21 protein-coding genes and 1 pseudogene are annotated in these 26,990 nt (G+C 61.0%); 2 read left to right on the top strand and 20 right to left on the bottom strand.

The window, feature by feature from the left end; translation table 11 throughout:
• Positions 1-102 precede the first annotated feature (102 nt).
• The 10 genes and pseudogenes from KCG87_RS08465 to arnB all read right to left on the bottom strand — a co-directional run bounded on the left by KCG87_RS08465 (position 103) and on the right by arnB (position 11,118).
• Complete coding sequence (locus KCG87_RS08465) at positions 103-621, bottom strand: GNAT family N-acetyltransferase (RefSeq protein WP_210557092.1); 519 nt, start codon at positions 619-621, stop codon at positions 103-105.
• Between the two features lie 80 nt (positions 622-701).
• The gene (locus tag KCG87_RS08460; RefSeq protein ID WP_210557094.1) at positions 702-2,300 is read right to left on the bottom strand and encodes a glycosyltransferase family 39 protein; all 1,599 of its coding nucleotides are present in this window, start codon (positions 2,298-2,300) and stop codon (positions 702-704) included.
• A gap of 15 nt (positions 2,301-2,315) precedes the next feature.
• Positions 2,316-3,676, bottom strand: a pseudogene (locus KCG87_RS08455) (UDP-glucose/GDP-mannose dehydrogenase family protein).
• The gene (gene arnF / locus KCG87_RS08450; protein WP_134786349.1) at positions 3,673-4,086 is read right to left on the bottom strand and encodes a 4-amino-4-deoxy-L-arabinose-phosphoundecaprenol flippase subunit ArnF; all 414 of its coding nucleotides are present in this window, start codon (positions 4,084-4,086) and stop codon (positions 3,673-3,675) included. Before arnF ends, KCG87_RS08455 begins: the two are co-directional and overlap by 4 nt.
• Positions 4,083-4,427: a 4-amino-4-deoxy-L-arabinose-phosphoundecaprenol flippase subunit ArnE gene (gene arnE / locus KCG87_RS08445; protein WP_097089729.1), complete on the bottom strand. Its 345-nt coding sequence runs from the start codon at positions 4,425-4,427 to the stop codon at positions 4,083-4,085. Before arnE ends, arnF begins: the two co-directional genes overlap by 4 nt.
• Positions 4,424-6,073: a lipid IV(A) 4-amino-4-deoxy-L-arabinosyltransferase gene (arnT, locus tag KCG87_RS08440; protein WP_210557096.1), complete on the bottom strand. Its 1,650-nt coding sequence runs from the start codon at positions 6,071-6,073 to the stop codon at positions 4,424-4,426. The genes arnE and arnT (KCG87_RS08440) overlap by 4 nt, the downstream gene beginning before the upstream one ends.
• Entirely contained in the window at positions 6,070-6,954 is an 885-nt protein-coding gene (gene arnD / locus KCG87_RS08435) for a 4-deoxy-4-formamido-L-arabinose-phosphoundecaprenol deformylase (protein WP_098963996.1), read from the bottom strand. The genes arnT (KCG87_RS08440) and arnD overlap by 4 nt, the downstream gene beginning before the upstream one ends.
• Positions 6,954-8,945: a bifunctional UDP-4-amino-4-deoxy-L-arabinose formyltransferase/UDP-glucuronic acid oxidase ArnA gene (gene arnA / locus KCG87_RS08430; protein WP_003224731.1), complete on the bottom strand. Its 1,992-nt coding sequence runs from the start codon at positions 8,943-8,945 to the stop codon at positions 6,954-6,956. The genes arnD and arnA overlap by 1 nt, the downstream gene beginning before the upstream one ends.
• A complete protein-coding gene (gene arnC, locus KCG87_RS08425; protein WP_134786352.1) occupies positions 8,942-9,973 on the bottom strand; it encodes an undecaprenyl-phosphate 4-deoxy-4-formamido-L-arabinose transferase in 1,032 nt (343 codons plus the stop codon). Before arnC ends, arnA begins: the two co-directional genes overlap by 4 nt.
• Positions 9,970-11,118, bottom strand: a complete 1,149-nt coding sequence (gene arnB, locus KCG87_RS08420; RefSeq protein ID WP_027611948.1) for a UDP-4-amino-4-deoxy-L-arabinose aminotransferase — start codon at positions 11,116-11,118, stop codon at positions 9,970-9,972. The genes arnC and arnB overlap by 4 nt, the downstream gene beginning before the upstream one ends.
• Before the next feature lie 438 nt (positions 11,119-11,556).
• Between arnB and KCG87_RS08415 the strand changes: the two genes are divergently transcribed.
• Positions 11,557-12,447: a tyrosine-type recombinase/integrase gene (locus KCG87_RS08415; protein ID WP_027611947.1), complete on the top strand. Its 891-nt coding sequence runs from the start codon at positions 11,557-11,559 to the stop codon at positions 12,445-12,447.
• Here KCG87_RS08415 and KCG87_RS08410 read toward each other — a convergent pair whose 3' ends face one another.
• From KCG87_RS08410 to KCG87_RS08385, 6 genes are all read right to left on the bottom strand, one after another.
• The gene (locus KCG87_RS08410) at positions 12,448-13,506 is read right to left on the bottom strand and encodes an ABC transporter ATP-binding protein (protein ID WP_134786353.1); all 1,059 of its coding nucleotides are present in this window, start codon (positions 13,504-13,506) and stop codon (positions 12,448-12,450) included.
• Positions 13,503-15,098: an iron ABC transporter permease gene (locus KCG87_RS08405; protein WP_210557098.1), complete on the bottom strand. Its 1,596-nt coding sequence runs from the start codon at positions 15,096-15,098 to the stop codon at positions 13,503-13,505. Before KCG87_RS08405 ends, KCG87_RS08410 begins: the two co-directional genes overlap by 4 nt.
• A gap of 3 nt (positions 15,099-15,101) precedes the next feature.
• Positions 15,102-16,115 (bottom strand): iron ABC transporter substrate-binding protein, encoded by a 1,014-nt coding sequence (locus KCG87_RS08400; RefSeq protein ID WP_134786355.1) that lies wholly within the window; start codon positions 16,113-16,115, stop codon positions 15,102-15,104.
• 186 nt (positions 16,116-16,301) lie between these two features.
• Positions 16,302-17,819, bottom strand: a complete 1,518-nt coding sequence (locus KCG87_RS08395; protein ID WP_210557100.1) for a glycosyltransferase family 39 protein — start codon at positions 17,817-17,819, stop codon at positions 16,302-16,304.
• A complete protein-coding gene (gene arnT / locus KCG87_RS08390; RefSeq protein ID WP_210557101.1) occupies positions 17,816-19,537 on the bottom strand; it encodes a lipid IV(A) 4-amino-4-deoxy-L-arabinosyltransferase in 1,722 nt (573 codons plus the stop codon). The genes KCG87_RS08395 and arnT (KCG87_RS08390) overlap by 4 nt, the downstream gene beginning before the upstream one ends.
• A 295-nt stretch (positions 19,538-19,832) precedes the next feature.
• Positions 19,833-20,375, bottom strand: coding sequence for a histidine phosphatase family protein (locus tag KCG87_RS08385; RefSeq protein ID WP_246881667.1), 543 nt, complete (start codon positions 20,373-20,375; stop codon positions 19,833-19,835).
• Between the two features lie 454 nt (positions 20,376-20,829).
• Here KCG87_RS08385 and KCG87_RS08380 point away from each other — a divergent pair, with 454 nt between their 5' ends.
• On the top strand, positions 20,830-22,140 hold the full coding sequence (locus tag KCG87_RS08380) for a HAMP domain-containing sensor histidine kinase (protein WP_210557104.1): 1,311 nt from the start codon (positions 20,830-20,832) through the stop codon (positions 22,138-22,140).
• Here KCG87_RS08380 and KCG87_RS08375 read toward each other — a convergent pair.
• The 4 genes from KCG87_RS08375 to KCG87_RS08360 form a co-directional block, all read right to left on the bottom strand.
• A complete protein-coding gene (locus KCG87_RS08375) occupies positions 22,098-22,649 on the bottom strand; it encodes a PqiC family protein (protein ID WP_210557105.1) in 552 nt (183 codons plus the stop codon). The genes KCG87_RS08380 and KCG87_RS08375 overlap by 43 nt on opposite strands.
• Positions 22,650-22,665: 16 nt before the next feature.
• The gene (locus KCG87_RS08370; protein ID WP_103367168.1) at positions 22,666-24,321 is read right to left on the bottom strand and encodes an MlaD family protein; all 1,656 of its coding nucleotides are present in this window, start codon (positions 24,319-24,321) and stop codon (positions 22,666-22,668) included.
• A gap of 117 nt (positions 24,322-24,438) precedes the next feature.
• Positions 24,439-25,740 carry an FAD-binding oxidoreductase gene (locus KCG87_RS08365; RefSeq protein WP_210557106.1) on the bottom strand — a complete coding sequence of 434 codons (1,302 nt, stop codon included), beginning with the start codon at positions 25,738-25,740 and terminating at the stop codon, positions 24,439-24,441.
• On the bottom strand, positions 25,737-26,825 hold the full coding sequence (locus tag KCG87_RS08360) for a polyamine ABC transporter substrate-binding protein (protein ID WP_041063835.1): 1,089 nt from the start codon (positions 26,823-26,825) through the stop codon (positions 25,737-25,739). Before KCG87_RS08360 ends, KCG87_RS08365 begins: the two co-directional genes overlap by 4 nt.
• Positions 26,826-26,990 lie beyond the last annotated feature (165 nt).

Genomic DNA, 26,990 nt, shown 5'->3' with positions numbered 1-26,990 from the left:
GCGGGCTTGCTCGCGAAGGGGCCGGCACATCCAGCATCGTTATCAGCGGGCACACCGCCTTCGCGAGCAAGCCCGCTCCCACAGAGGGGATTGGCGGTGTTATCAATAGAGGGGCAGGAGCATGGCGCAGCGTCGCTCGGCGGCAAAACCATGCTCGACTTCTTTCTGCAAAGCGTCGAGCAAATGCGCTTCATGCTCACCGGACGCGACTTCCACAAACCCCATCCGCTGATAAAACGGCGCATTCCACGGCACGTCGCGAAACGTGGTCAGGGTCACGGCGCGCATTTGCTCATGGCGGGCATGTTCGATCGCAGTCAACACCAGTTGCCGGCCCACGCCCTGACCCTGAAACTCGAGGCTGACCGACAGTTCTTCAATGTGCAGCAAGTTGTCGAAATCCAGCGCGCGGATAAACCCTGCGAGTTGCGCCGAGGTGGTTTCGGCGACCCAGACGTGGGCATTGTCGATGGCTTGGCGGTGTTGCGCGGCGCTGGCCACGTCGGTGTCGGCAAGCCAGGCGAGGGTTGGATCTGTGCGAAACAGCTCGGCGGCCGAGCGTTCGATGGCGGGGAGGGCGGCGGCATCATTCAGCCGCGCCCGGCGTACAACAAAACTCATGGTAAACAGTCCCTGTAGAAGCTGCCGCAGGCTGCGATCTTTTTCCTGAAAGCGCAAAAGATCGCAGCCTCAATCAGTTCCTACAAGGGCTTCAGATACAACAGCACGTAATCGTTCTTGTCGAAACGCCCGGTCAGCACCGGTTGCAGGCCGGCCAGCGGGGTGCCCTGTAGCGTTTGCAGGTCCTTGCTGTCCATCATCAGCCAGGCCGGGCCCTTGAGGGCTTCGAGTTGCTGGACTGTTTCGGTGAACTGCGGTTGCAGATCATGCTCGACGTTGACCATGAACTTGATCGCCTTGGCGTCTTTGCCCATGCCGTGCAGCACCAGCGGGGCCGGGTTCTGCTGCACCTGCGCGAAGGCAGCACGACTGAACGCCTGCGTGTCGTACAGACGTCGTTCCACCGGTTCGAACACCGCGGCATACACCGTCCACAAGGCTAACACCGAGCACAGCGCCAACACTTCGGCCCGCCAGCGCGGGATCATCAGACGCGACAACGCGAGCAATTGCAGAACGCCGAGCACGACCAGTACCAGGGTGATGCCGTCGAGTTGCTCGGGAAAGCGGCGCTTGGCAACCAGCAGGGCCACCATCAACAGCCCCGGCGTCACCAGCCAAATGCCTTGAATTACCCCACGCAATACGCGGAACACTCGTCCGTGCAGCACCTGAAACGGGTACGCCGCGATGATCGCCGCCATCGGCAACATCGGCAGCAGGTAACGCGCCTTCTTCGCCTGTGGAATCGACAGACCGACCATGACGATCAGCCCGGCGGCCGCGCAGTATTGCACCAGACGCAAGGCCGGCCCGCGCTGATGCGGCTTGCTCAGCCAGGTCGCGGCCAACGCCAGTATCGCCAGCGGATACGCCAGTGCGTAATTGCCCATGGAACTGGTGAAGTAATACAGCGAACCGCTGACGCCTTCGCTGCCGTCCATGCGCCCCATGAACTGCATACGAATGACGTCTTGCAGGAACGCCTCGCCACCGCTGAGTTTAGCCAGCCACAACAGCAGGCCGACGCATGCAGCGAGCAGGATCGACGCCAGCACACCGAACACCAACAGCCGTTTCCACTCGCGGTTAAGCAAGTAGTAACTGCAGAGCATGCCGGTCGGCACCACCAGGCCGATGGGCCCGCGAATACCGAAGCCCAGCAACAACAGGATAAAGATCAGCGGCCAGCGACGGCGCGAGCCGAAATGGTCGTGCGCGTAACCGAGGTAAAACACCGACAGCGCCACGGCGGCGAGCATCAGGTCTTGCGACACGGCGCGCACTTCGGTGACGAAGGTGCTGGTGAGCATCAACAGCGCGATGCTGATCAGGGCCCAGCGTTGCGAATGCACCGCCAGCAACCGATACATCAACGTCACGATCACGCCGCCGGCAATGGCGCTCGGCAGCCATGCCGTCAGGGTGTTGATCGCGCCGAAGGGCAACGACAACAACCAGATGAACAGCGTCGAGAGCGCTGAATAGTCGGCGTAAGGTTGACCGTATGTGGTCGGGAATACCGTTGGCCCGTGTCGCAACATTTCCTGGGCAAACAGTACGAACCGTGAATCGAAGCCAATGGGAGCCTGTCCGTAAACCCCGGCGATAAACAACAGCAGTGCCAGCAGCCCTGCGATCAGGGACTGCCGGCGGATGACAGGCGACAACGTGATCAAGCGACGTCCGCAGTGTTAGGCCACTGCTGCAGCGGGATCGGCAGTTTGCGCGAATCGCCTCGGCCGATCGGGAAGTACTTGAAGCCGTTGCGTGCCAGACGCTCGGCGTCGTACAGGTTGCGGCCGTCGAAGATCACCGGGGCTTTCAGGCGCTGCTCGATCAGGTCGAAATCCGGCGCCTTGAACTGCTGCCATTCGGTGCAGATGATCAGCGCATCGGAACCCGACAGCACCGATTCCGGGGTGCCCATCAGCATCAGTTTTTCTTCGTTCGGATACAGATGCTGGGTTTCCTGCATCGCTTCCGGGTCGAACGCGCGAACGCTGGCGCCAGCGGCGAACAGCGAGTCGAGCAGCACGCGGCTCGGCGCATCGCGCATGTCGTCGGTGTTCGGCTTGAACGCCAGGCCCCACAGGGCGAAGGTCTTGCCGCGCAGATCACCTTTGTAGAACGCATTGATGCGGTCGAACAGCTTGTGCTTCTGCCGCTCGTTGATCGCCTCGACCGCTTGCAGCAGGTCGCTGGAGCAATGCGCCTGTTCGGCACTGTGGATCAGCGCGCGCATGTCTTTCGGGAAGCACGAACCGCCGTAACCGCAGCCTGGGTAGATGAAGTGGTAACCGATGCGCGTGTCGGCACCGATGCCCTGACGCACCGACTCGATGTCGGCGCCCAGGTGTTCGGCCAGTTCGGCGATCTGGTTGATGAAGCTGATCTTGGTCGCCAGCATGCAGTTGGCGGCGTATTTGGTCAGCTCGGCGCTGCGCAGGTCCATGAACATGATGCGGTCATGGTTGCGGTTGAACGGCGAGTACAGGTCGCGCATCACATCGCGCACTTCGTCACCTTCGCAGCCGATGACGATGCGGTCCGGACGACGGCAGTCGGACACCGCCGAACCCTCCTTGAGGAATTCCGGGTTGGAGACGATATCGAACTGCAGCTCACGACCGGCCTTGTCCAGCGCGGCCTGAATGTGCGCACGCAGGGTGTCGCCGGTGCCGACCGGTACGGTGGATTTCTCCACCAGGATCAGCGGCTGCTCACGATGGCGCGCCACGGCATCACCTACCGACAGCACGTATTTCAGATCGGCCGAGCCGTCTTCGCTGGACGGCGTACCGACGGCGATGAATGCGACGCGACCGTGTTGTACGGCGAGCTTTTCATCGGACGTGAAATGCAGGCGGCTGGAGTCCAGGCCTTCGCGTACCAGGCTCGACAGGCCCGGTTCAAAGATACTGACGTGACCCTGGCGCAGCAGTTCGACTTTCTTCTGATCGATGTCCATGCACACGACGTCGTGACCGACTTCGGCCAACACGGCGGCCTGCACCAGGCCGACATAACCGCTACCAAATACTGTGATTTTCATGGAGCACTCCTGAATTCGGGCGCACGAGACGGACGAGTGTTAATAGTGATGACCCCGAGCATGACCAGTGCCACGCCCAGCGATTTAGTGAAACTGAACGATTCGTTGAACAGCGGCAGACTGGCCGCCAGCAGGTACACCAGCGCGTAGCTGATGCTCAATAGTGAATAAGCCCGGCCCAGCGGCAGATCGCGCAATGCCGCGAGCCAGCAGAGCATCGACAGGGCGTAGGCGAAAATTGCCACCAGCACCACCGCCAGCGCCGAAAGATCGACACTGCCGGCGCTCAGCGCCGTCAGCCATTGTTCCGGTTGCGGCAGGCGCGTCATGCTCCAGCGCATGCCCAGTTGGGCGCCACTGACCAGCATTACGCTGCCCAGAGCAAATCCGATTCCACGAGCCTGGTTCATGACTGTTGCCCCAGCAAAACCACGCCGCCGATCACCAGCGCCACGCCCAGCCAATGCTGGCGGTCGATGGGCTCGCGAAAGACGAAGCGGGCAATCAGGGTGATCAGCACGAAGTTGAGGCTGAGCATCGGGTAAGCGATGCCCACTTCAAGACGTTGCAACACCAGCAGCCAGACCAGCAGCCCGCTACCCAGCGAAAACAGCGCCAGCCACAACCATGGCGAACGCAGTTTGTCGGCCCAGGACGAATCAACGCCGCGCCAGCTCTCCACGGCGAATTTCTGCGCGACTTGCCCTAGGCACGTCAGCAGACACGCCGTCAGTAACAGCAACCAGCTCATGACGGATCCTTGGGCAGCACCATGATCACCAGATTGCCCGATTCGTAACGGGTACCGTCCTTGGGCAGCAAGTCCAGCTCTTCGAGCTCGTCCTGGCCCTTGACGCGCATCAGCACACCGACCGATCCGCTGCGGCGCGCTTCACGTACCCATTGTTGAACGTTGTCCTTGGTGAGTCGGCGCTCGGCGCCTTCCGGGTAGGAAAGACCGTACTTGAGTTCGCCGACCGTGTTGTACAGCGCGACCTCCGGTTGTTTCATGCGCCAGGCCAGTGCCGCCGCCGCGCCCAGATCGTTGCTCAGCAGATGCGTAGCGCCGGACAGTTCAGTGACGTGATGACGGACGAACTGATCCGGGGTCTTGTTGGCCACCACCGACTTGGGCAACGCCGCCGGCAGGATCCCGGCCAGTAACAGACTGCCCAGCGCCGGTGCCGCCCAGCACTGCAACGGCAGGAACGCTTGCGCCAGGTTGGCGATGATCCAGCCGATCAGGGCGATGAACACCAGCACCAGGCTGTGCAGTTCGTGGTCGTACACCGGTTTGTTCAGTTGCAGGTAAACCAATGCGATCAGCGTGACCACACCCAGCAGCAGGTTCAGCAGACCGTTGATCCCCAGCGCCCGACCTTGTTCCAGACGCAAGCGATCAGCCAGCGCATTGCCCAGCAGCAGTGACAATGGCAACAGGCACGGCAGAATGTAGGTCGGCAGCTTGCCGTTGCTCAGGCTGAAAAAGCCGAGCGGCAGCCACAACCACAACAACAGGAAAACCATGTTCGGCTGGGCCCGGGTTTGCCAGGCTTGCTTGAACGCGGTCGGCAACAGGCCAACCCACGGCAGACTGAATGCCACCAGCAGCGGCAAGTAGAACCACCACGGTGCATCGTGCTGCGCATCGTCACCGGCAAAGCGGCGGATGTGTTCGTGCCAGAAGAAGAACCGCCAGTAATCCGGTTCCTGTGCGTGCACCGCCAGCGCCCACGGCAAGCTGACGATGATCGCGATGGCGATCGCCACCGGACCGAACACCAGTAGTTCACGCCAGCGTTTCTGCCAGAGCATCCACGGCAACGCGATCAGTACCGGCAGCAACCAGGCGAGAAAGCCCTTGGTCATGAAACCCATGCCGCAGGCCAGCCCCAGCAGCGCCCAGGCGCCCAGACGGTGCCCGGTGCTTTTGCTGTCGAGCGCAAACCACAGCGCCACCAGGCTCAGGTTGACCCAGAAGGTGAATTGCGGATCGAGGTTGGCATACCCGGCCTGACCGGCGACGACTGTAAAGCTCATGTAGAGCAGGGCGCAGACGAAGCTCTTGCGCGGATCGTTCCACAACCGCCGCGCGACCAGGTAGGCCAGCAGCACACTCAACGCCGTGCTGAGTGCCGACGCGAAGCGCACGCCGAACAGGTTCTGTCCGAACAATTCCTGGCCGATGGCGATCATCCAGTAGCCGGCAATCGGTTTCTCGAAATACCGCAGCCCCATGAAATGCGGCGACACCCAGTTGCCACTGAGCAGCATGTCCTGGCTGATCTGTGCGTAACGGGTTTCGTCGGGGATCCACAGGCCATGGGTGCTCAATGGCAACAGATAGGCCAGCAGACAGAGGCCGACCAACAGCGGCAGTGCCCAGCGTCTGGTCATGCGCCTTGCACTCCCAGCCAGCCTTCACGGCCTTCGAGCACACCGCGCTGCACGCGGCCCACGGGCAGGGTGTTGAAAAACTCGGGCAACAAGTCGCCCAAGGGTTTGAAGTCAATGTTGCGCTGGCGTGCATCGGCCAGCAATTGACGAAAGTCCTGAGCCATCAGAATCCCTTCTACTTCGGCATGAATGGTGTAGACGTTGAGTGCTTGCGCCTGGAACCGGTCGAGGATAAAGGCGTTGAAGTCCTTCGCCGCCACGTGCGGGCCGACGACTTCGTCGAAGGTCGGCAGGTCCACCGGAATCTGCGGAGTGCCCAGCGAACCGTCCGCCAGCAGCGGACGGAACAGGCTCTGCCCGCGGCAATCGCTGTTATAGCGAAAGCCGAAGGTCTGCTTGGCCTCGATCACGCGCTCGTCCGCACGCCAGCCGGCGGCAGCCGAACACTGGATCTTTTCGCCGAGGATGTCGCTCAAGGTGTCGACGCCGCGCCGGATCTGTTCGATCAGTTGCGCGTCGCTCCAGCGCCCGGCGTTGGCCTGCCAGCCATGGTGATCCCAGGCGTGCAGGCCGACTTCGTGACCGGCGTCCCGGGCCTGACGCATCAGGTGCCCGAGATCACGGCCAATCGGTTTGCCGGGCCAGGCAGTGCCGGCCAGCAAAATGTCCCAGCCGTAGAGGCCGGCAGCGTTGGAGCGCAGCATTTTCCAGAGGAACTGCGGGCGGATCAGGCGCCACAGATGCCGACCCATGTTGTCCGGGCCGACACTGAAGAAAAACGTTGCCTTGACCTGCGCCTCGTCGAGCATCTCCAGCAGCCGCGGCACACCTTCTCGGGTGCCACGGTAGGTGTCGACATCGATACGAAGACCTGCCTGCATTACTTCTTGTCCGCGATTTCGAGCATGGCTTCACGCAGGAAGAAGTCCAGGGTGTTGCCGATGGTCTCGCGCATTTCCACGGTCGGCTCCCAGTTCAGCAGGCGCTTGGCGTTGGCGATGCTTGGCTTGCGGTGTTCCACGTCCTGGTAACCGGCACCGTAGAACGCCTTGCTTTCCACGTCGCGGAAACCGGCGAACGGAGGGAAGTTGTGACGCAGCGGGTGCGCTTCGAACTGACGCAGCAGCTCTTCGCCCAACTGACGGATGCTGGCTTCGTTGTCCGGGTTGCCGATGTTGATGATCTGGCCGTTGCAGACATCGTTGTCGTTGTCGATGATCCGCGCCAGGGCTTCAACGCCGTCAGCGATGTCAGTGAAGCAACGCTTCTGCTCGCCACCGTCGAACAGACGGATCGGCGTACCTTCCACCAGGTTGAGGATCAACTGGGTGATGGCGCGGGAGCTGCCGATACGCGCCGAATCCAGACGGTCCAGACGTGGGCCCATCCAGTTGAACGGACGGAACAGGGTGAAGTTCAGGCCCTTGGCGCCGTAAGCCCAGATCACGCGGTCCAGCAGTTGTTTGGAGACCGAGTAGATCCAGCGCTGCTTGTTGATCGGACCGACGATCAGGTTCGAGCTGTCTTCGTCGAAGTTCTTGTCCTGGCACATGCCATAGACTTCCGAAGTCGACGGGAAAATCACGCGCTTGTTGTACTTGACGCAGTAGCGAACCAGTTTCAGGTTTTCTTCGAAGTCCAGCTCGAATACGCGCAGTGGGTTGCGGGTGTATTCGATCGGGGTGGCGATGGCCACCAGCGGCAGGACCACGTCGCACTTCTTGATGTGGTACTCGATCCACTCGGAGTGAATGCTGATGTCGCCTTCGACGAAGTGGAAGTTCGGGTGGCTGCGCAGACGCTCGATGGCGTCGGAGCCGATGTCCAGACCGTAGACTTCGTAGCGGTCGTCACGCAGCAGGCGCTCGGACAGGTGGTTACCGATGAAACCGTTGACGCCCAGGATCAGTACGCGAGTACGACGTGGCGCACGACCGGATTCGGCACCGCGCAGCAGCGAGCCATCGACCAGACCCAGTTCGTTGGCCAGTTGCGGGCCGCTGAGGTACAGACCGTTGTCGTTGCGCTGACCGGCGTTGATCACCAGCGAGTCTTGACCGCAGGCAATGCGCAGCGGATCGACGCTGATCACGCGACCTGGCGCCTGACCTTCGTTGCCCTTGACGACTTCAGCGCTCCAGACGATCAGTTTGTGTTCGCCCACAGCGCAGAAGGCGCCCGGGTAAGGACGGGTGACGGCGCGCACCAGGTTGAACAGTTCTTCTGCCGGTTTGGCCCAGACCAGTTTGCCGTCCGCCGGGGTGCGGCGACCGAACACGGTGGCTTTCGATTCGTCTTGCGGAGTTTCAGTGATCTTGCCTTGCAGCATGTTCGGCAGGGTGTCGCGCAGCAGGTCGCTGGCGGCGGTGCGCAGTTTGGCGTGCAGGGTCAGGCCGGTATCACTGCGCTCGATGGCAACGCGCTGCTGGGCAACGATGGCGCCGGCATCAGCGCGCTTGACCATGCGGTGCAGGGTAACGCCGGTTTCGGTTTCGCCGTTGACCAGCACCCAGTTCGCCGGAGCGCGGCCGCGATAGCGTGGCAGCAGCGAACCGTGCAGGTTGAACGCGCCTTTTTTGGCCAGGGCCAGCAGTGGTTCGCTCAGCAGGTTGCGGTAGTAGAAGGAGAAAATGTACTCCGGGTCCAGCTTGGCGATGCGCTCGATCCACAGTGGGTGGTTGGCGTCTTCCGGGGCGTGGACCGGGATGCCTTTGTTGGCGCACAGCTGGGCAACCGACGCATAGAACGCGTTTTCTTTCGGATCGTCGGCGTGAGTGAACACTGCTGCAATGTCAAAGCCGCTGTTGAGCAGGGCTTCAATGCCGGCGCAGCCAATATCGTGGTAGGCGAAGACAACAGTTTTTGCACTCATGAGAGAACCTGATCGGAAGTGGAAGAAGTAGCGGTAGAAGAAAGACCATCGACGGTGACGGCAGGGGCCGGATCGGCCGGCTGGCTGCGCAACACCTTTTCGATGAAGAAACGTGGACGGGCGCGCACATCGCTGTACATGCGGCCGAGGTATTCACCCAGCAGCCCCATGCCGATGAACTGACCACCGGTGAACACGAACAGTACGGCGAACAGCACGAAGGTACCGTCACCGGCCCAACCGGCACCGAAGGCCAGACGCAAGACAATCAACGCAATCGCGAACAGCACGCCCAATCCGGCCATGGCGAAGCCGACGATGCTCAGCAGACGCAGCGGCGTGGTGGTCATGCAGGTGACCAGATCGAACATGAGGTTGATCAGGCGCATCGGGCTGTATTTCGAGTCGCCGTGTTCACGCTCGGCGTGGGCCACGACGATTTCGGTGGTGTGACGGGCGAAGCTGTTGGCCAGGATCGGGATGAACGTACTGCGTTCGCGGCAGGCGAGCATCGCGTCGATGATGGTGCGGCGGTAGGCGCGCAGCATGCAGCCGTAGTCGCTCATGGCGACGCCGGTGGAGCGTTGCACGGCCAGGTTGATCAGCTTCGAAGGATAACGGCGCAGCGCCGAGTCCTGACGATTGCCGCGCACGGTGCCGACCACGTCGTAACCTTTTTCGGCTTCGGCCACCAGCCGGGGGATTTCCTCCGGCGGGTTCTGCAGGTCGGCATCGAGGGTGATCACCACGTCGCCCTTGCACTGTTCGAAACCGGCCATGATCGCGGCGTGCTGACCATAGTTGCGGTTGAGAATGACCGCCACGAACGGGCTGTTTTCACGCCCGGCGGCTTCTTCGAGCATGTTCGCCGATTCGTCGCGGCTGCCGTCGTCGACCAGCACGATTTCGAAATCGTGATTCAGTTGGCGGCAGGCCGCCTCGGTACGACGCAGCAGCTCGGGCAGGCTTTCCTGTTCGTTGTAGACCGGGATGACGATCGACACGCTACGGATTGGATAAGGTTTCACAGGCGTTTTTCCATGATGTGTGCGATGGCACCGACCACCCGGTCAAGGTCTTGACCGGTCATGTCGGGGAACAGCGGAATCGAGCACAGCCGCGCCGAGTTCCATTCGGTGTTGGGCAGGTACAGGTCGGGGTCACGCTGGCGATACCAGGTGTGCAGGTGGGTGGCGATGAAATGGATACCGGTGCCGATGCCCTGATCCTGCAACGCCTTCATGAAGGCTTCGCGATCCATGCCGCAACGCTCGCTGTCGATGCGCAGGATGAACAGGTGCCAGGCGTGTTGCTGGGCATAGGCGGGCAGGGCCAGCGGTTGCACCGGCAGGCCTTCGAATTTTTGCAGGTAGCTGGTGGCCAGTTCGGTGCGCCGGGCGTTGATTTCGTCCAGACGTTGCAGCTGCACCAGGGCAATCGCGGCGTTGATGTCGGCCAGGTTGTACTTGAAGCCCGGTTCCATCACTTGCGCCTGCGGCTTGCGGCCACCGGTCAGACGGTCATAGGCGTCAACGCCCAGGCCGTGGAATTTGAGCATGCGCACGCGGCTGGCGAGCGCTTCGTCGTCGGTGACGAACATCGCGCCTTCGGCACAGGTCATGTTCTTGATCGCATGGAACGAGAAGATCGCCGTGCCTTGCGAACCGACGTGGCGCCCCTTGTAGCGGGTGCCGGCGGCGTGGGCGGCGTCTTCGATGACCGGGATGCCGTGCTTGTCGGCCAGGGCATACAGCGGATCGAGATCGAATGCAGCACCGGCGTAGTGCACTGGAATGATTGCCTTGGTTCGCGGGGTGATGGCCGCTTCGATGCGCGCAGCGTCGGTCATCAGCGTGTCGCGGTCGACATCGACAAACACCGGTTTGGCGCCCAGCAGGGAGATCATGTTGGCGGTCGAGACCCAGGTCTGCGACGGGGTGATGACTTCGTCGCCCGGGCCGATGCCCAGGGCCAGCAGCGTGATGTGCATGCCGCCGGTGGCCGAAGACAAGGCCACCGCGTGCTTGCAACCCACGTACTGCGCAAACTGCTCTTCGAGTGCCTGGTTTTTCGGTCCCGTGGTGATCCAGCCCGAGCGCAACACCTGCTCGACAGCGGCAATTTCCTCATCGCCAATACTTGGGCGGGAGAAGGGGAGAAACGCCTGACTCATGGGCACCTCATTGCAAAAAATAAAAGGATGGACTCACGTAACTGTTGGATCCAACCACAGCGTAGACACAGAAAAGCGCTCCTGCATCAATAACTTGGCAAAAAAAGCATGACGTCGGGGATTGATTGACTTTTCACGATTTGCCCGGCAGGTTGGGGCATAGCCACTACCGAACCTATGGGAATTAAGGTTATGCCGGTTTTTGTGAAAGGAACATGAAAAACCGGTTGGCGAATCGTTTATCTGTCACTTATACAGCCGCTGTTCAGGCTTCTGCCGTCCATCGCAGTTTTTTCTCGGACAGTGCCGCTCAAGTACCTTCTTTACTTCAAGTACATTGCATTTGTTAGTTGTTGTAGTGCTGTACGTTTTTTACTCAAGGTTTAACGTTTGATTGATTTAGTTGCTGCAACCCCCGACGCTCCAAAAACCAACCCGATGAGCCTGTACCTCGCGCGTTTGGCGCCCTCCAGCCAACTGACCATGCGCTATGTGCTGCAAGATGCGGCCGATCGCCTGGGCTTTGAAGACATGAATGTCGAAGAGATTCCCTGGCATGCCTTGCAACCGGAAGATGTTGTAGCGCTGGTCGCTGCATTACGCGCAGACAACTACGCACCGAACACTTCTTCGTTGTATGTGAATGCGGTGCGCGGGGTGATGAATGAGGCCTGGCGCATGAGTCTGATCAGCCAGGAACATCTGTTGAAGATGCGCTCGGTCAAGGGCATTGCCGGCACGCGGCTGTCTCAGGGGCGCAATCTCAAGCGCACGCTGATTCACGAATTGATGGAAGTCTGCGCCGCCGACCCACGCCCGCAGGGCTTGCGTGATGCAGCAATCATCGCGCTGCTGTACGGTACCGGTATGCGCAAGTCGGAATCGGTGGATCTGGACCTGAATCAGGTCGACTTCAGCGAGCGCAGCCTGTGCGTCACCGCCAAGGGCAACAAGCAGTTGATCAAGTACGCGCCGGCATGGGCTTTCAGCAAGCTCGATGCATGGCTCGAACTGCGCCGCTCGCAGCTCAAGGAAGGCGAGAGCGACGATGCCTTCCTGTTCAACCGTATTCGCCGTGGCAGCCACATCACCCGCGAGCGGATCACCAAGCATGCGATCTACTACATCGCCCGCCAGCGCGGCACGCAGGTCGGGGTGAAGATCATGCCCCACGATTTCCGTCGCTCGTTCATCACTCGGGTGATCGAGGAGCACGACCTGTCGATCGCGCAGAAACTGGCGCATCACAGCAACATCCAGACCACCGCCAACTACGATGTGCGCGATGACAACGAGCGGCGGCGGGCGGTGGATCGCTTCGATCTCTGATCAGCTCAGGCCAAACACATGCGCCGCACCGAGTACCGACAGCTGCACCGCGCTGCCGGCGGGCGGCGCGTGCATGCCGGAGCTGCGCACCAGAATCGAACGGGGCGGATCCTGAGTCGCGGATGAGCTCAGTTCAACGGTCAGGGTGCAGGTGTTGCCGGCAAAGTCACGGTCGGTGACCAGCGCATGGCAGCCTTGACTGTCAGACGCCCCTTCGGCGATCTGCAATTGCTCGGGGCGCAGCATGATCTGCGCGGCGCCGCTGAAGCCGTTGCTGTTCACCGCCACCTGACCCAGATCGCAATGCGCCCAACCCGCCTCGATTCGCGCGGGCAGGACCACCGCTTCGCCGAGAAAGTGCGCGGTCTGTTCATCCTGCGGATAGCGGTAGAGATCCATCGGATGCCCGGACTGCACCAGCCGGCCGCTGCGCATCACCGCCAATTGATCGGCAAACGACAACGCTTCGCTCTGATCGTGAGTCACCAGAATGGTGGTGACGCCGGCGTCTTCGAGCAGGCGCGCGACCATTTTGCGCATGGCACTGCGCAAACCGGTGTCGAGGGCGGAGAACGGCTCATCGAGCAGCATCAGCCGTGGTTGCTGCGCCAGAGCGCGGGCCAGCGAGACCCGCTGTTGCTGGCCACCGGACAATTCGTGGGGCCAACGGTTGGCCATGTTGGCGTCGAGGGCGACGCTGTCCATCAACTCAAGGATGCGCTGGGTGCGGGCCGCACCGGTCAGGGCCAGGCCGAAACCGATGTTCGCCGCCACCGTCATGTGCGGGAACAACGCGCCGTCTTGCGGTACGTAGCCGATCTGCCGTTGATAGGCCGGCACTGCGTGACTGCGGTCGACCAGCGTCTGGCCGTTGAGGGTGAGGCTGCCGCTGTCGGGAAACTCGAAGCCGGCGATCATTCGCAACAGCGTGGTCTTGCCGGAACCGGAGGGGCCGACGATCACCGTGCGGCTGCCGGTCGGCACGTTGAGGCTGACGTCGTCGAGCGCCTTTTGCGCGCCGAAGGTTTTACTGAGGTTGAGCAGTTCGAGAGCGTTCATCGGCCAGCGGTACGCCTGGATTGGTGATAGAGAATGGCCGTCAGCGGCAGTGAAAGCAGGATCATCAAGAACGCGTAGGGCGCGGCGGCGGCGTAATCGATTTCGCTGGTCATCGCCCAGAATCCGGTGGCGAGGGTCCGCGTGCCGTTGGGCGCCAGCAGCAGGGTTGCGGTCAGTTCATTGGTGATTGCCAGGAACACCAGTGCCGCACCTGCCGCCGCGCCGGGAGCTGCCAGGCGTACGGTGATCAGCCACAATGCGCGTATCGGCGAGCGGCCAAGGCTTTGCGCGATGTTTTCCAGCTCGACCGGGGCCTGTGCGAAACCGGCGCGCAGGCTGACCAGCGCCCGGGGCAGGAACATCAGCAGATAGGCCAAGAGCACCGTGATGGTGGTCTGGTAGATCGGCCGGGCGAAATGAATGGTCACGGTGACCAGCGCCAAAGCAACGACAATGCCGGGCAGTGAACTGGTGATGTAATTGCAGCCTTCCAGCAAGCGCTGCAGTTTGCCCGGCGAGCGGATCGACAGCCACGCGATGGGAATCGCCGCGACACTGGTCAGCAATGCGCCGGCCACTCCGTAAGACAAGGTCTGCAGCAGCGCCGGCAGCAACTCGTCACCTTGCCAGACCTGCACGCCACCGGCCAGCAGCCAGCGGCCCAGCGTGAGCAACGGCACACCGAGCGCGAGCAGGCAGGTCAAGGTTTGCAGCAATAAAGCCAGGGTTGTCACGCCTCGGTTCAGTCGCACGCTGCGCTGATCGCGGGCGCTGCCGGAACCGACTCGCGCGTAGCGGGCGTTGCCACGGGCGGCAGATTCGGCGGTGAGCATCGCCAGACAGCACAGCGCCAGAACGCCAGCGAGCATGTTGGCCGCCGGGCCGTTAAACGTCGATTTGAACTGATCGAAGATCGCCGTGGTGAAGGTGTCGAAACGGATCATCGCGTACAAGCCGTACTCGGCCAGCAAATGCAGACCGACCAATAACGCGCCACCGCAGATTGCCAAGCGCAATTGCGGCAACACCACCCGAAAGAACACCGCCCACGGCTTAAGTCCCAAGGATTGCGCGACGTCTTCAATCGCCGGATCGAGACGGCGCAAGGTCGCGGCAATCGGCAAATACAGAAACGGGAAATAGGCGATCACCGACACCAGCACACCGGCCGGCAGACCGTGGATCGACGGAATCAGGCTGACCCACGCATAACTGTGGACGAACGCCGGCACGGCCAGCGGAGCCACCGCCAGCACTGACCACAGGCGTCGGCCGGGCAGGTTGCTGCGTTCGGTCAGCCAGGCCAAGGTGGTTCCGAGCAGGATGCACAGCGGCAGGGTGATCAGCACCAGCAGCACGGTGTTGATCAGCAATTCGCCGACCCGCGGGCGAAAGATCAGAGCTTCGATGGTTGCCCAACCGGTGTACCACGCAACGCCGATGACGAACGCGATCGGCAGCAGGGACAACAAAGACACCAGCACCGCCGAGCTCACCACCCACGAACTGCCACGCCCGGCCAGCGTGCGGGGCGGGTGAATGAGGCTGGCGGCGGCCGTCGCAACGGCCGGTGCAGGCAAGGTTTCGGGCATCACTTAGAGCAATCCGGCCTGGGTCATCAGCTCGACGGCTTTTTTGCTGTCGAGGGTCGACGCATCGACTTTCGGCGCGTCGAGGGTTTTCAGCGGAGTCAGCTTCGGATTGGACGGCGCGTCTTTACCCACGGCGTATTCGAAGGAGGTGCCGGTTTCGAGAACTTCCTGACCTTCCTTGCTGGTGATGTATTTGACGAACTTCTGCGCTTCATCCTGATGCTTGCTCGAGGCCAGCACGCCGGCGCCGGAGGTACTGACGAACGCGCCCGGATCCTGATGTTTGAAGTAGTACAGCTTGGTGTTTTTGCTGTTTTCGCCGGTCTTGGACTGATCAACGAAGCTGTAATAGTGATAGATCACGCCGCTGTCGATCTGTCCGGCGTTCACCGCTTTGAGCACCGCACTGTTGCCGCGATAGATCGTGGCGTTGGTCTTCATGCCCTTGAGCCATTCCAGGGTGGCAGCTTCACCTTTCTGTTGCAGGACGGCGGCGACGATCGCCTGGAAGTCCGCGCCAGCCGGGGAGGCGGCCCAACGGCCTTTCCAGGCCGGGGTGGCGAGGTCGAGCAGGGATTTGGGCAAGTCCTTTTCAGTCAGTTTGCTTGGGTTGTAGACGAACACGGTGGAGCGGGCGGCGATGCCGACCCAATTGCCGTGGGCCGGACGGTAGGCGGAATCGACTTGCTCAAGGGTAGCGGGCGCCAGAGGGGCGAACAGTTTGGCGTTGTCCACCAGCACCATCGCCGGGGAATTCTCGGTGAGGAATACGTCTGCCGGCGAGGCGGCGCCTTCCTGCACGAGCTGGTTGCCCATCTCGGTGTCATCGCCGTTGCGAATGGTCACCGGAATGCCGGTTTCCTCGGTGAAGCCGGCCACCCAGGCCTTGGTCAGGGTTTCATGCTGGGCGTTGTAAACCACCAGACCCACCGAATCGGCGGCAAAAGCCTGCCCGGTGCCGAGCAACGCAGTGGCCAGCAATGCGCGCTTGAAGAAGGATGGAAAGCGTGGATTCATTCGGGCAGCTCCTGTTTTCAGACGTTATGAGCAAACCCTCGCAGGAAACAATGCGAACGATTTGCAAGTGTCGAGTCGCGGCAATGTAGGGTGGCAAATGAGAAAAAAACGTCAAAGAAGCCGTTAATACTTGTCATTGCCATTCAAATTTACCGCGACTCTCTCCTTTTGTCTTAACGTCATTGCTCAGGAGTGGGGAATGTAAGCCACGCTCTGGTCTGCACGCCCGTGGAATACCTGTTCGCCACGGGTCGGGGTGGTGGTGATGACCTGATGATCAGCCTTCAGCGCATCCAGTGGCACGGCGTCACCGGAACGATATTGCGCGACGAAGATCGTGCGTTGCGGATCCCAATGTTCCCCGCTGGTCCTTTCCAGCCAGGCGATCAGCGTCGCGGTGTCGCCATTGTGCGGGAAGTCCTCGATCGTTTCCGGCACGTAGTAGAACGGTGCACCACCGGTTTGCAGGTACATCGGTACTTTGTTGTCGACCTCGATCATGACCATGCGCCATTGATTCAACGGTGCCTGCTGACTGGCCTGTTCGCGAACCTGCTCGCCGAAGCGGATGACACCGCCGCCGCTGTTGGTCCATGGGTAAAGCACACCCAGTACCGCAGCGAGCAGTATAGTAGTGACAGCGAAGCCGATCTTCAGCCCACGGCCTTCGCTTTTGCGGGCGGCCATGCGCCGGGTCACCCACCAGGCACCCAGCAATTGCGCGAAGGGCACCAGCGGCAACACGTAATAGCTGCGGCGACTGCCACTGGCGGTGAAGAACAGCATCAGCAACGCGAGCCCTTGAATCAGCCAGCGGGTATCCGGTTCGATGTGCTTCCAGTTGCGCGCGGCCACCCACAAGGCGATCAACCAGCACGGCGCCCATGGCAGGGTGTAGACCGGCAGGTAGATCAAGTAGGTGTAAATCGGCCCGAACTGATCGAACGGCTGGAAAAACCGCACGACGTTTTCACGCAGCACCAGGCCGAGGCCGCTTTGTTCGTAGTTGGGCGCACCGTAGAGGTGAGACAACAGGAACGGCGCCATGTAAAACGCCCCGGCGATCAAGAGCGCGCCGAACAGTCGCAGGTTCAGGTGACGTTTCCAGCGGTGTTCGCTGAGCAGGTGCGGCAGCAGCACCAGCCCCGGCAGGATGAAACCGATCAGGCCTTTGAACAGCGAGGTCAGCGACAGCAGGCCGAAGAACACCACGTAGCGCCAGAAGCGGGTGTCATCCGGGCCGCGCCAATACCACCAGACGGCCGCCAGCACGCCGCAGACGGTGAGAATGTCGGCGGTGGCGACTCGGGCCCAGAACACGAAATAGAAGGTGGTCGCCAGCATCCAGCCGGCGATCAGCCCGGTGCCTTTGCGAAACAGTTGCTCGCCGAGCAGGTACACCAGCCACACGCTAAGCCACGCGGAAATCACCGAAGACAGGCGTAACGACCAATGTCCCAGTCCGCCAGTGAACCAGGAGGTGGCGGTGATCAGCCAGTACGACAGCAGCGGTTTGTCGTAATAAGGACTGCCCTTGAGATAGGGGTCGAAATAATCGCCGCTTTGCAGCATCTGCAAGGCGATGTTGGCCCAGCGGGTTTCCGGCCCCCACAGCTCGCGACTGCCCAGGCCGAGCAATAACAGCAGGGCAGTCGCCGTCAGCAGAAGCAGCAATTGCCTCCGTTCAGTCCTGGTCCGGGTCATGGCTGGCTCTGGCTGAAGATGAGGATTTCGATCTGGCCACGGCGGTAGTGCTTGCCGTCTATCGGCAACAGCTCCAGTTGCTGCTCGTCAGAGGTGCTGTTGACGCGCATCACCACGCCCACCGAGCCTTTTTTGCGCGCTTCGGTCATCCATTCGCCTACGCCGTCGAGGCTGACCTTGCGTGAGGCCATGGCCGGGTCATCGAGGCCGTACTTGAGCTCGCCAACGGTGTTGAACAGGTCGACTTGCGGGCGGCGCAAACGCCATGACAATGCGGAAGCGGCTCCCAGGTCGTTACTCAGCAACGAGCTGGTTTCGCTCAGTTCCTGCTGATGTTCGGCAATGAACTGATCCGGCATCTTGCTGTTGACGATGGTCGCCGGCATCGCCGCTGGCAGCAATGCGACGAGCAGGCCGATGCCCAACGCCGGCATCGCCCACAGCGCCAGAGGGCGCAAGGCTTGCAGCGATCCGGCAATCAGCCAGCCGAGCAGCACGATATAGCCCAGCGACAGGCTGAACATTTCGGTGTGTTCGTAAATTTCACGGGTCGCTTGCAGATAAATCAGCGCGATCAGTGCGGCGATGGCCAGCACTACGTTGACCACACCGTTGATGCGTAAGACGCGGCCGTTCTGGTCAGCTATCCAGTTCATCACGGTGTAGCCCATCAACAGAGCCAATGGCAGCAGGCACGGCATGATGTAAGTCGGCAGTTTGCCGCTGCTCGCACTGAAAAAAGCCAGCGGCAGCAGGAACCACAAGGCGAGGAAGGCGATTTTCGGATCACGCTTTTCGCGCCAGGTACGCAGCAGCGTCGAAGGCAACAGCAGTGCCCACGGCAAGGTGGACGCAAACAGCAGCGGCAGGTAGAACCACCATGGTCGTGCGTGCTGTGCGTCTTCACCGGCGGCGAAGCGGCGGATGTGTTCGTGCCAGAAGAAGAACCGCCAGAAATCCGGTTCACGGGCATGCACGGCCAGTGCCCATGGCACGCTGACCAGCGCGGCCACCGCCACGGCAACCAGTCCATAACGCACCAGTTCACCGAAGCGCCGTTGCCAGATCATGTAGGGCAGGGCGATCAGTACCGGCAGCATCAGGGCGAGGAAACCTTTGGTCATCAGGCCCATGCCGCAGGCAAATCCCAACAAAGCCCAGCCGCCCAGCCGCGCGCGCGGGGTGTTGCTGTCGATGGCAAACCAGATCGCCACCAGACTCAGGTTGACCCACAAGGTGAACTGCGGATCGAGGTTGGCATAGCCGGCTTGTCCTGCGATCAGGCCGAAGCTCATATAAAGGAGGGCGCACGCGGCGCTGATTCGCGGGTTGTTCCACAGGCGCCGGGCCAACAGGTAGGCCAGCCACACGCTAACCCCGGAGCTGAGTGCCGAGGCGATGCGCACGCCGAACAGGTTTTCACCGAAAATCGCCTGGCCGATGGCGATCATCCAGTAGCCGGCGATCGGTTTTTCGAAGTAGCGAATGCCCATGAAGCGCGGCGCCACCCAGTTGCCGCTCTGCAGCATTTCCTGGCTGATCTGCCCATAACGGGTTTCATCGGGAATCCACAGACCGTGAGTCATCAGCGGCAGCAGGTAAAACACCACGAATGCCAGCACCAGACCGGGTATCGCAAAGCGTTCGATCAGGGAGCTCTGGTGGAGGCGCGGCAAATTCAGCGCTGCATGGTGCAGCGGTTTGTTCTCAGACGTCATGACTGGACCTTGGTGCAGTACAAAGTGTGCGTTTCAGTGACGGCCCGGCGATTTCCGTAGCAGGCGCGGCACTGGGTTGAATGAATGCAGAGGCGAGCACGGCCGAGGGGCGTGTCCTGCATTCAGAGAACGGGTCTGCTTCCAGCTTTAAGTTCTCCTCGGGAAGACAAGCTTTAAAATGAAATATTTCCAGTTTTTTCAGTCTGAAAAACATTTCTTATTACAAATTTCATACACGCCAATACCCTGTGCCAGAGCATTGGCCGAGTCGTTTGTTCTCGACTAAGTTTGATGATTACTTGGCCAATCGTTGCCAGCCTTCGGGATTCATGATGCCGATTACATCAAGTTTTCCTTGCGCATCTATCCGGGCCAAAACAGTGCTGCCATATTCGGCGGCGACCGCGCGCGGGTAACCGGTCTGCCGTTCAAAATCGGCGATGCAGCCGCTGTGGGTTACCAGAATCATGTTCTGTCCCGGGGTCTTGTGCGCCACCAATTCATTGCGCATCGTCGGGCCACAGGTTTCCAGCCATTCCGCCGCCACGGCATCGTGGCCAAGCATGTAATGCGCAGTCTGCATGGTGCGCGTCAACGGGCTGCTGAAGAACTGGGTCTTTTCCAGGCCCAGTTGCGTAAAGCCACGGCCGACGTCGGCTGCAGCAATGCTGCCAGCCTGGGTGATACCGTCCGCCGGCCCCAGGCAAGTATTGGTCGAGCGGTCGCAACGTTCGGTGTGGCGAACCAGTGCGACGACTTCACCGGCCTGCCAGGCCTTTACCCATTCCTGGGTAGCCGACGCACTCGCATAGCGCAGGTTGGGGGGCGAGCGTTGCATCCAGACGAAGCCGCAAATCAGTGCGATCAGCAGCAAACCGACGGCTATGATTGCCCAGGTGCGCGGACGAGACAGGTCCCATCGCTTGGACGCTGATTGTACTTGTACTAATTCAACCACAACGTTGCCCCTTGTCATTCCCGAGTTCCATTCAGTCAACACGCAAAGTGCAACGTAAGCTCCAGGAGATTAGTTACTTTACGGGGATCTGCTTGAATGGCTGCTGAACACTACGTTCAGAGTCGTGGCGGGGCAGTGAAGAACATGTGAAAAATTTGCGAGAGAAGCGCAGGTATTAGCGGAAAAGTCTATTTGATAACTAAACTCAAATAGTCGTTTTGTTTGTTTTGGCCACTTAACAATGGCGCCACTGGAGGCGAAGCTGCGACTTTGGATAACGTCGTGGCGCAGCTGCTTTCAGCCCCCGACATCAGCACTGGAGTCATTGAACCGGATGGACCTCAAGCAAAGCCTCGCCAATCGGATCGTGATTGTGTTCGCCTTGATGAGCGCGGTGGTGGCCGGTGTCTTCGCGATGGGCATTGTGGCTACCGTGCATGTCGTGGAGCACAAGTTGACCATGACCGCCCTCGGCGGTGGGCTGCGCCGGTTGTTGGCGATGGACGACATCAACCAGTGGCGCCACGAGCCGGAAAAGAGCGAACTGTTTTTTTTCGAGAACGGCCCGGGGCCCATGGCGCTGACGCCGCAACTGGCGGAACTGCCCGTGGGGTTTCAAGAGATCACGTTCAACGGCGACGACTTCTATGCGATGGTCGAGGCGGTCGGTGGCCGCAAATATGTGCTGTTGCGCAATCAGGAAAGCTTCGAACAGCGTGAACACCTGCTGTTCGTGGTGGTGATAGTCGGGTTCATCCTCAGTGTCATGCTGGCGGTCGCGCTCGGCAGGTTGTTGGCGCGGCAGGTCATGGCGCCGGTGATTCGCCTGGCGGGGCAGGTACGTCATCGCGATCAGTTGATCGCGTTGGCGCCGGCCCTGCATCCGGATTACGCCGATGATGAAGTAGGGGAGCTGGCCCTGTCTTTCGACCAGACACTCGGCCGGTTACGCGAAACCCTGAACCGCGAAAAACTCTTCACCAGTGATGTCAGTCATGAACTGCGCACACCGTTGATGATTCTGGCCAGCTCCTGCGAGCTGTTGCTGGCCAACCCCTCGCTGGATCAGCGTTCCACTCAGCAGGTCACACGCATTGCCCGGGCCAGCGCTGAAATGCGCCAACTGGTCGAAACCTTCTTGATGCTGGCGCGCAAGCCGGAAGAGCTTGGCACCGAATCCACTTGCACACTCAAATCGATCGCCGACGCCCAAGTGGAAATCTGGGGGCGACTGATTCGTGAAAAGGGTCTGGAATTCATCTACGAGCCGCAACTGGCGGGCACCACGCGTTATGACCTGACGTTCTTGCAGTCGGTCATGGGCAATCTGCTGCGCAATGCCTGGCACTACACCGATCAGGGCTTTGTAAGGTTGACCCTGCTCAAGGACAGCTTCGTGGTCGAGGACAGCGGCATAGGTATTCCGGAAGAGAAACGTCATGCGATGTTCCAGCCATTCGTGCGCGGTGACGAGCAGCGCGGTGAAGGCCTTGGGCTGGGATTGTCGCTGGTGCAGCGGATCTGCAGCCATCAGCGCTGGCAGGTTCAGTTGGTGACTCGCGAACCCAACGGCTGCCGTTTCACCGTCACGCTGTCGGCGGCTCAGGAGGCCGAAGGGCAGACGCGAGAATTACCCGCCGCTTGATTGATCAGGGCAGCCAGGCGTTTGACGTTGTTCTGTTGCGCGGCCACCAGTTCGTCGATGCTCGGGCCGGACGGAGTTTGCAAGGTTGAATGGCAGGTCAGCAGAGCATTGTCCGCCGCACCGCTGGGACGCAGGCGCCATTTGACGTCGATCAGCCCGTACTGGCCGGGGATCGAGTCGAAACGCTGCACATCGATGCGCACCGAGACGTTGCCGCGACTGCCGGTATTGCTCAGTTGATCGTTCAAGGCACTGCGCAGCTCATCCGCCAGACTCGCCCCCCACCACTGGGTTTCCAGAATCGCCAGGCCGTTGTTGCCCTGACGGATGACGATTTGCGGGCGGTCGACTTGTGGCGGCACGCTGATCCCCTCGATCGGAATCTGCGCGCCCGAGCGGGACGCCGGCAGTTGCACCGGGGTCAGGGTGTGAAAGTTGATCGGCTCGCTGCGGCAGGCGCCCAGCAGCATGAACGCAGCGAGCACGGTGATCTTCAGCGGTAAAGCCATGGGGGAGCTCCTGTGCTCAATTGCGCGGCGGTCCTTTCAGATCCAGCGGCGCCGCGTTGTCGGGACGACCGCGAATCAGTGATTCCGGATGGCGACCGAGATAATCCGACAGCTCACGCAGCGAACGCGACATGCGCCCGAGTTCGTCGAGGGTCTCGGTGAGTTTCTCGCGCTGTGGCGAATCTTCGGCCAGGGTCGAGCTGGCGGACTGCAAGGTCTTGCTGACGTCGGCCAGGGTGGTCTGCACGCTTGGCAGGGTTTTCGCGTTGAACTGGGTCAGGCCTTTGCGCAGCTCGACGAGGTTGCTGTCGAGGTTGCCGGCAATCCGTTCGACCGGCAGTTTGTTGAGCTTGTCGACCACGGCTTCGAGTTTTTCCTGCAACTGTTCGAGGCTGCCGGGCACGGTTGGCAAGACCACCGGCCGAGCCGTCGCGTCGAACGCAACTTTCTCGGCTTTCGGGAAGAAATCCAGCGCAATGTACAGTTGCCCGGTCAGCAGGTTGCCGCTGCGGGCCTGGGCGCGCAGACCGTTGTCGACGAAGGTGCCGAGCAAACGAATGCCGGCGGCTTCGTCGTCGGGATCGTGCTTGAATTCGGTCAGCATCTTTTTGTAGGCCTGCCCCAGGCGCTGGGGGTAAATGACGATGCCGACGTTAAGCGGGAAGCTGCGTTTTTTCGCGTCGAAGTCCAGGTTGATCCCGACGACCCGGCCGATCTCCATGCCGAGAAACTCTACCGGTGCATCGACCTTGAGCCCGCGCAAGGACTGTTCGAAGCGCAGCACCATGTATTGCGCCTTGCCGTTGGGCGGGGCGAGGGCGGTCTGCTGATCGGCGAACAGTTCGAAATCCTTGTCGTCGGCGGCTGCCACATCGTTGGGGCTGTAATCCGGCGCACGGAAGGCAATGCCGCCGACCAGCATGGTCGACAGCGATTCGGTCTTCACTGCAAAGCCGTTGGCGCCGACATTGATGTCGATGCCGCTGGCGTTCCAGAACCGGGTGTTTTCGGTGACGAACGCGTCGTTCGGCGAATGGATGAACACCTCGATGTCCACGCCCTTGCCCTCGGGGTTGAGCGTGTAGGTCACCACCTGACCGACCGGAATCTTGCGGTAGTAAACCGGCGAACCAATGTCCAGCGAGCCGAGATCCGGCGCATGCAGCATGAAGCGCTTGCCCGGTTCGCCGTACGTGATCGGCGGCGGATTCTCCAGGCCCTTGAAGTGTTTGGCGCGGCTGTCGGACTGGCCGATGTCGGCGCCGATGTAGTCGCCGGAGAGCAGGGTGTCGATGCCCGACACACCACCTGCGCCGATGCGCGGGCGCACGACCCAGAAGTGCGAGTCTTCGCGGGTAAAGGTTTCGGCCTGCTTGGCCAGTTTGATCGTGGCGTCGACGCTCTTCTGATCGCCGCTCAACTCGACGTCAGTCACCTGACCGATCACTACATTGCGGTATTTGACCTCGGTCTTGTTGGCGGTCAGGCCACTGCCGGTCTTGAAGTTGACGACGATGGTCGGGCCTTCCTGCATCAGGTTGTGCACCACCAGCGAAATACCGACCAGCACCGCGACGATCGGCACGATCCACACCAGTGAAATACCGAAGCGACGCGTCTTGATCGGCGCTTGGCCCGGTGCTCGTGGCTCATCGGCGGCTGACGACTTCATCCATGTCCTCCTCGGTTTTGTGGATGCTGAGCGTCAGGAACGCAAAAGCACTTCATCAATATAGAAGTGCTTGGCGATAGAGCAAATAAGCGAGGAGATGGTTACGTGGTGGATGCCTCAGCCGAGGATTTCACGCAGGCGATACCAGAACATGCCCAGTGCCAGCAGCGGCGAACGCAGGGCCGGGCCGCCGGGGAAGGTCATGTGCGGCACCGCGCTGAACACATCCATGCCCTGACTGTGGCCGGCGTGAATCGCTTCGCCCAGCAGCTTGGCGCACCAGTGCGTGACGTTGAGGCCGTGCCCGGAGTAACCCTGAGCGTAGAACACGTTCGGCTGCTGCTGGAGCCGGCCGACCTGCGGGAAACGGTTGGCCGTGATGCCGATCTTGCCGCCCCATTGATAGTCGATGCGCACGTCCGCCAGTTGCGGGAAGACCTTGAGCATCTTCGGGCGCATGTAGGCGGCGATGTCCGCCGGGTCGCGGCCGGAATAATGACAGGCGCCGCCGAACAGCAGGCGTCGATCCGCTGAAAGCCGGTAGTAATCGAGGCCGACTTTCTGGTCGCACAACGCGAGGTTGTGCGGGATCAATTGCGCGGCACGTTCCTCGGACAGCGGCTCGGTGGCGATGATGTAACTGCCGGCCGGCAGTACCTTGCCGCTGAGTTGCTGTTCGAGTTCATCCAGATGCGCGTTGCAACCGAGCACCAGACTGCCGGCGCGAACGCTGCCGGTGGCGCAGCGCACTTCAACGGTTTCGCCATGAATGATCTGCAGCACCGGGCTTTGCTCGAAGATTCGCACACCGAGGGACGCCGCCAGACGCGCTTCGCCTTGCACCAGATCCAGCGGGTGCAGATGACCGGAGCCCATGTCGATCAGACCACCCGCGTAGATGTCGGCGTTGACCACTTGCTGACGGATCAGCTCCGGGCCGACCAGACGGGTCTGGTGTTGATAACCGAGTTTGTCGAGGCTGACCTGTTCGTCCTTGAACGCTGCGAATTGCGCCGGAGTGTTGGCCAGCTCGCAGAAGCCCCAACGCAGGTCGCACTCGATGGCGTTCTCGGTGATGCGCTGGCGCACCAGTTCCACCGAATCGATCCCGGCGCGCTGCAAGTAACGCACGCCGTCATTGCCGACGTAACGGGCAAAGCCTTCGACCTCATGACCGATACCGCGAATCAATTGACCGCCATTGCGCCCGCTGGCGCCCCAGCCGATGCGCCGGGCTTCGATCAACACCACCGACAGCCCGCGCTGCGCCAGTTCAATCGCGGTGTTGACCCCGGTGAAGCCGCCGCCGATCACGCAGACATCGGCGGTGAGATCACCGTCGAGTGTCGGCCAGGGCGTGCTGGCACGGGCCGAAGCTGCGTAATAGGAGCGGGCGTGTTCTTTGCTGTACTGATTCATTTGTTCGACTTCACTTTGCTCCAGGACCGGGTCATCAGACGCATGATCGACTGGGGCGGGGTAGAGGAGATGTAGAGCTTGTCCAGCACCGCCTGGGACGGGTAGACCTCGGGATTGTTCACCAGCGCCTGATCCATGTACTGCTTGGCGGCCGGGTTCGGGTTGGCGTAACCGACCGAAGCGCTGACCTTGGCAATCACTTGCGGATCGAGCAGGTAATTGATGAAGGCGTGGGCTTCCTTGGTGTTGCTGGCGTCGGCCGGGATCGCCAGCAGGTCGAACCACAGGTTGGCGCCTTCCTTCGGAATCGCATAAGCGATGTTCACCCCGTTCTTGGCTTCCTTGGCGCGGTTGGCCGCCTGGAACACATCGCCGGAGTAACCGAAGGCTACGCAGATATCGCCATTGGCCAGATCGGAAACGTATTTCGAGGAGTGGAAATAGGTGATGTACGGGCGAATGCTCAGCAGTTTGGCTTCAGCCTTTTTATAGTCTTCCGGGTTTTCGCTGCGTGGGTCCATGCCCATGTAGTTGAGGATCGCCGGAAACACTTCGTCCGCCGAGTCCATCATCGACACGCCGCACTGGGTGAGTTTCTTCAGATTCTCCGGCTCGAACAGCACGGCCCAGGAGTCGATGTGGTCGATGCCGAGCACAGCCTTGACCTTGTCGACGTTGTAGCCGATGCCGTTGGTGCCCCACAGGTACGGTACCGAATGCTGATTGCCCGGGTCGTTCTTTTCGAGCAGTTCAAGCAGCTTGGGATCGAGATTTTTCCAGTTCGGCAACTGCTCGCGATCGAGTTTGAGGAACGCCCCGGCCTTCACCTGACGCGCGAGAAAGTGGTTGGATGGCACCACCACGTCGTAGCCGGTACGGCCGGCGAGCAGCTTGCCTTCCAGGGTCTCGTTGGAGTCGAACACGTCATAGATCACCTTGATCCCGGTCTTGGCCTGGAAGTCGGCGAGGGTGGTTTCACCGATGTAGTCGGTCCAGTTGTAGACGCTGACCTGTGGCTGGGCCAGGGCTGCGGTGCTGCACAACAGCGCCAGTGCGGCGGGAACCATGGATTTCAATAGACGCATATCGACACCTCTTGGAATTATTGGAGTTTTTCAGGTGGTTCTGGATTTTCAGATGGATCATTGTTCCCCTGCTCTTTGTGGGAGGGGGCTTGCTCCCGAAGAGGCCGGTACCTCCAACATTACAGCTGGCTGATACACCGCTTTCGGGAGCAAGCCCCCTCCCAC

Source organism: Pseudomonas sp. MWU347 (assembly GCF_017947305.1).
GTDB lineage: Bacteria > Pseudomonadota > Gammaproteobacteria > Pseudomonadales > Pseudomonadaceae > Aquipseudomonas > Aquipseudomonas putida_A.
This window is presented reverse-complemented; position numbering and strand designations above follow the sequence as displayed.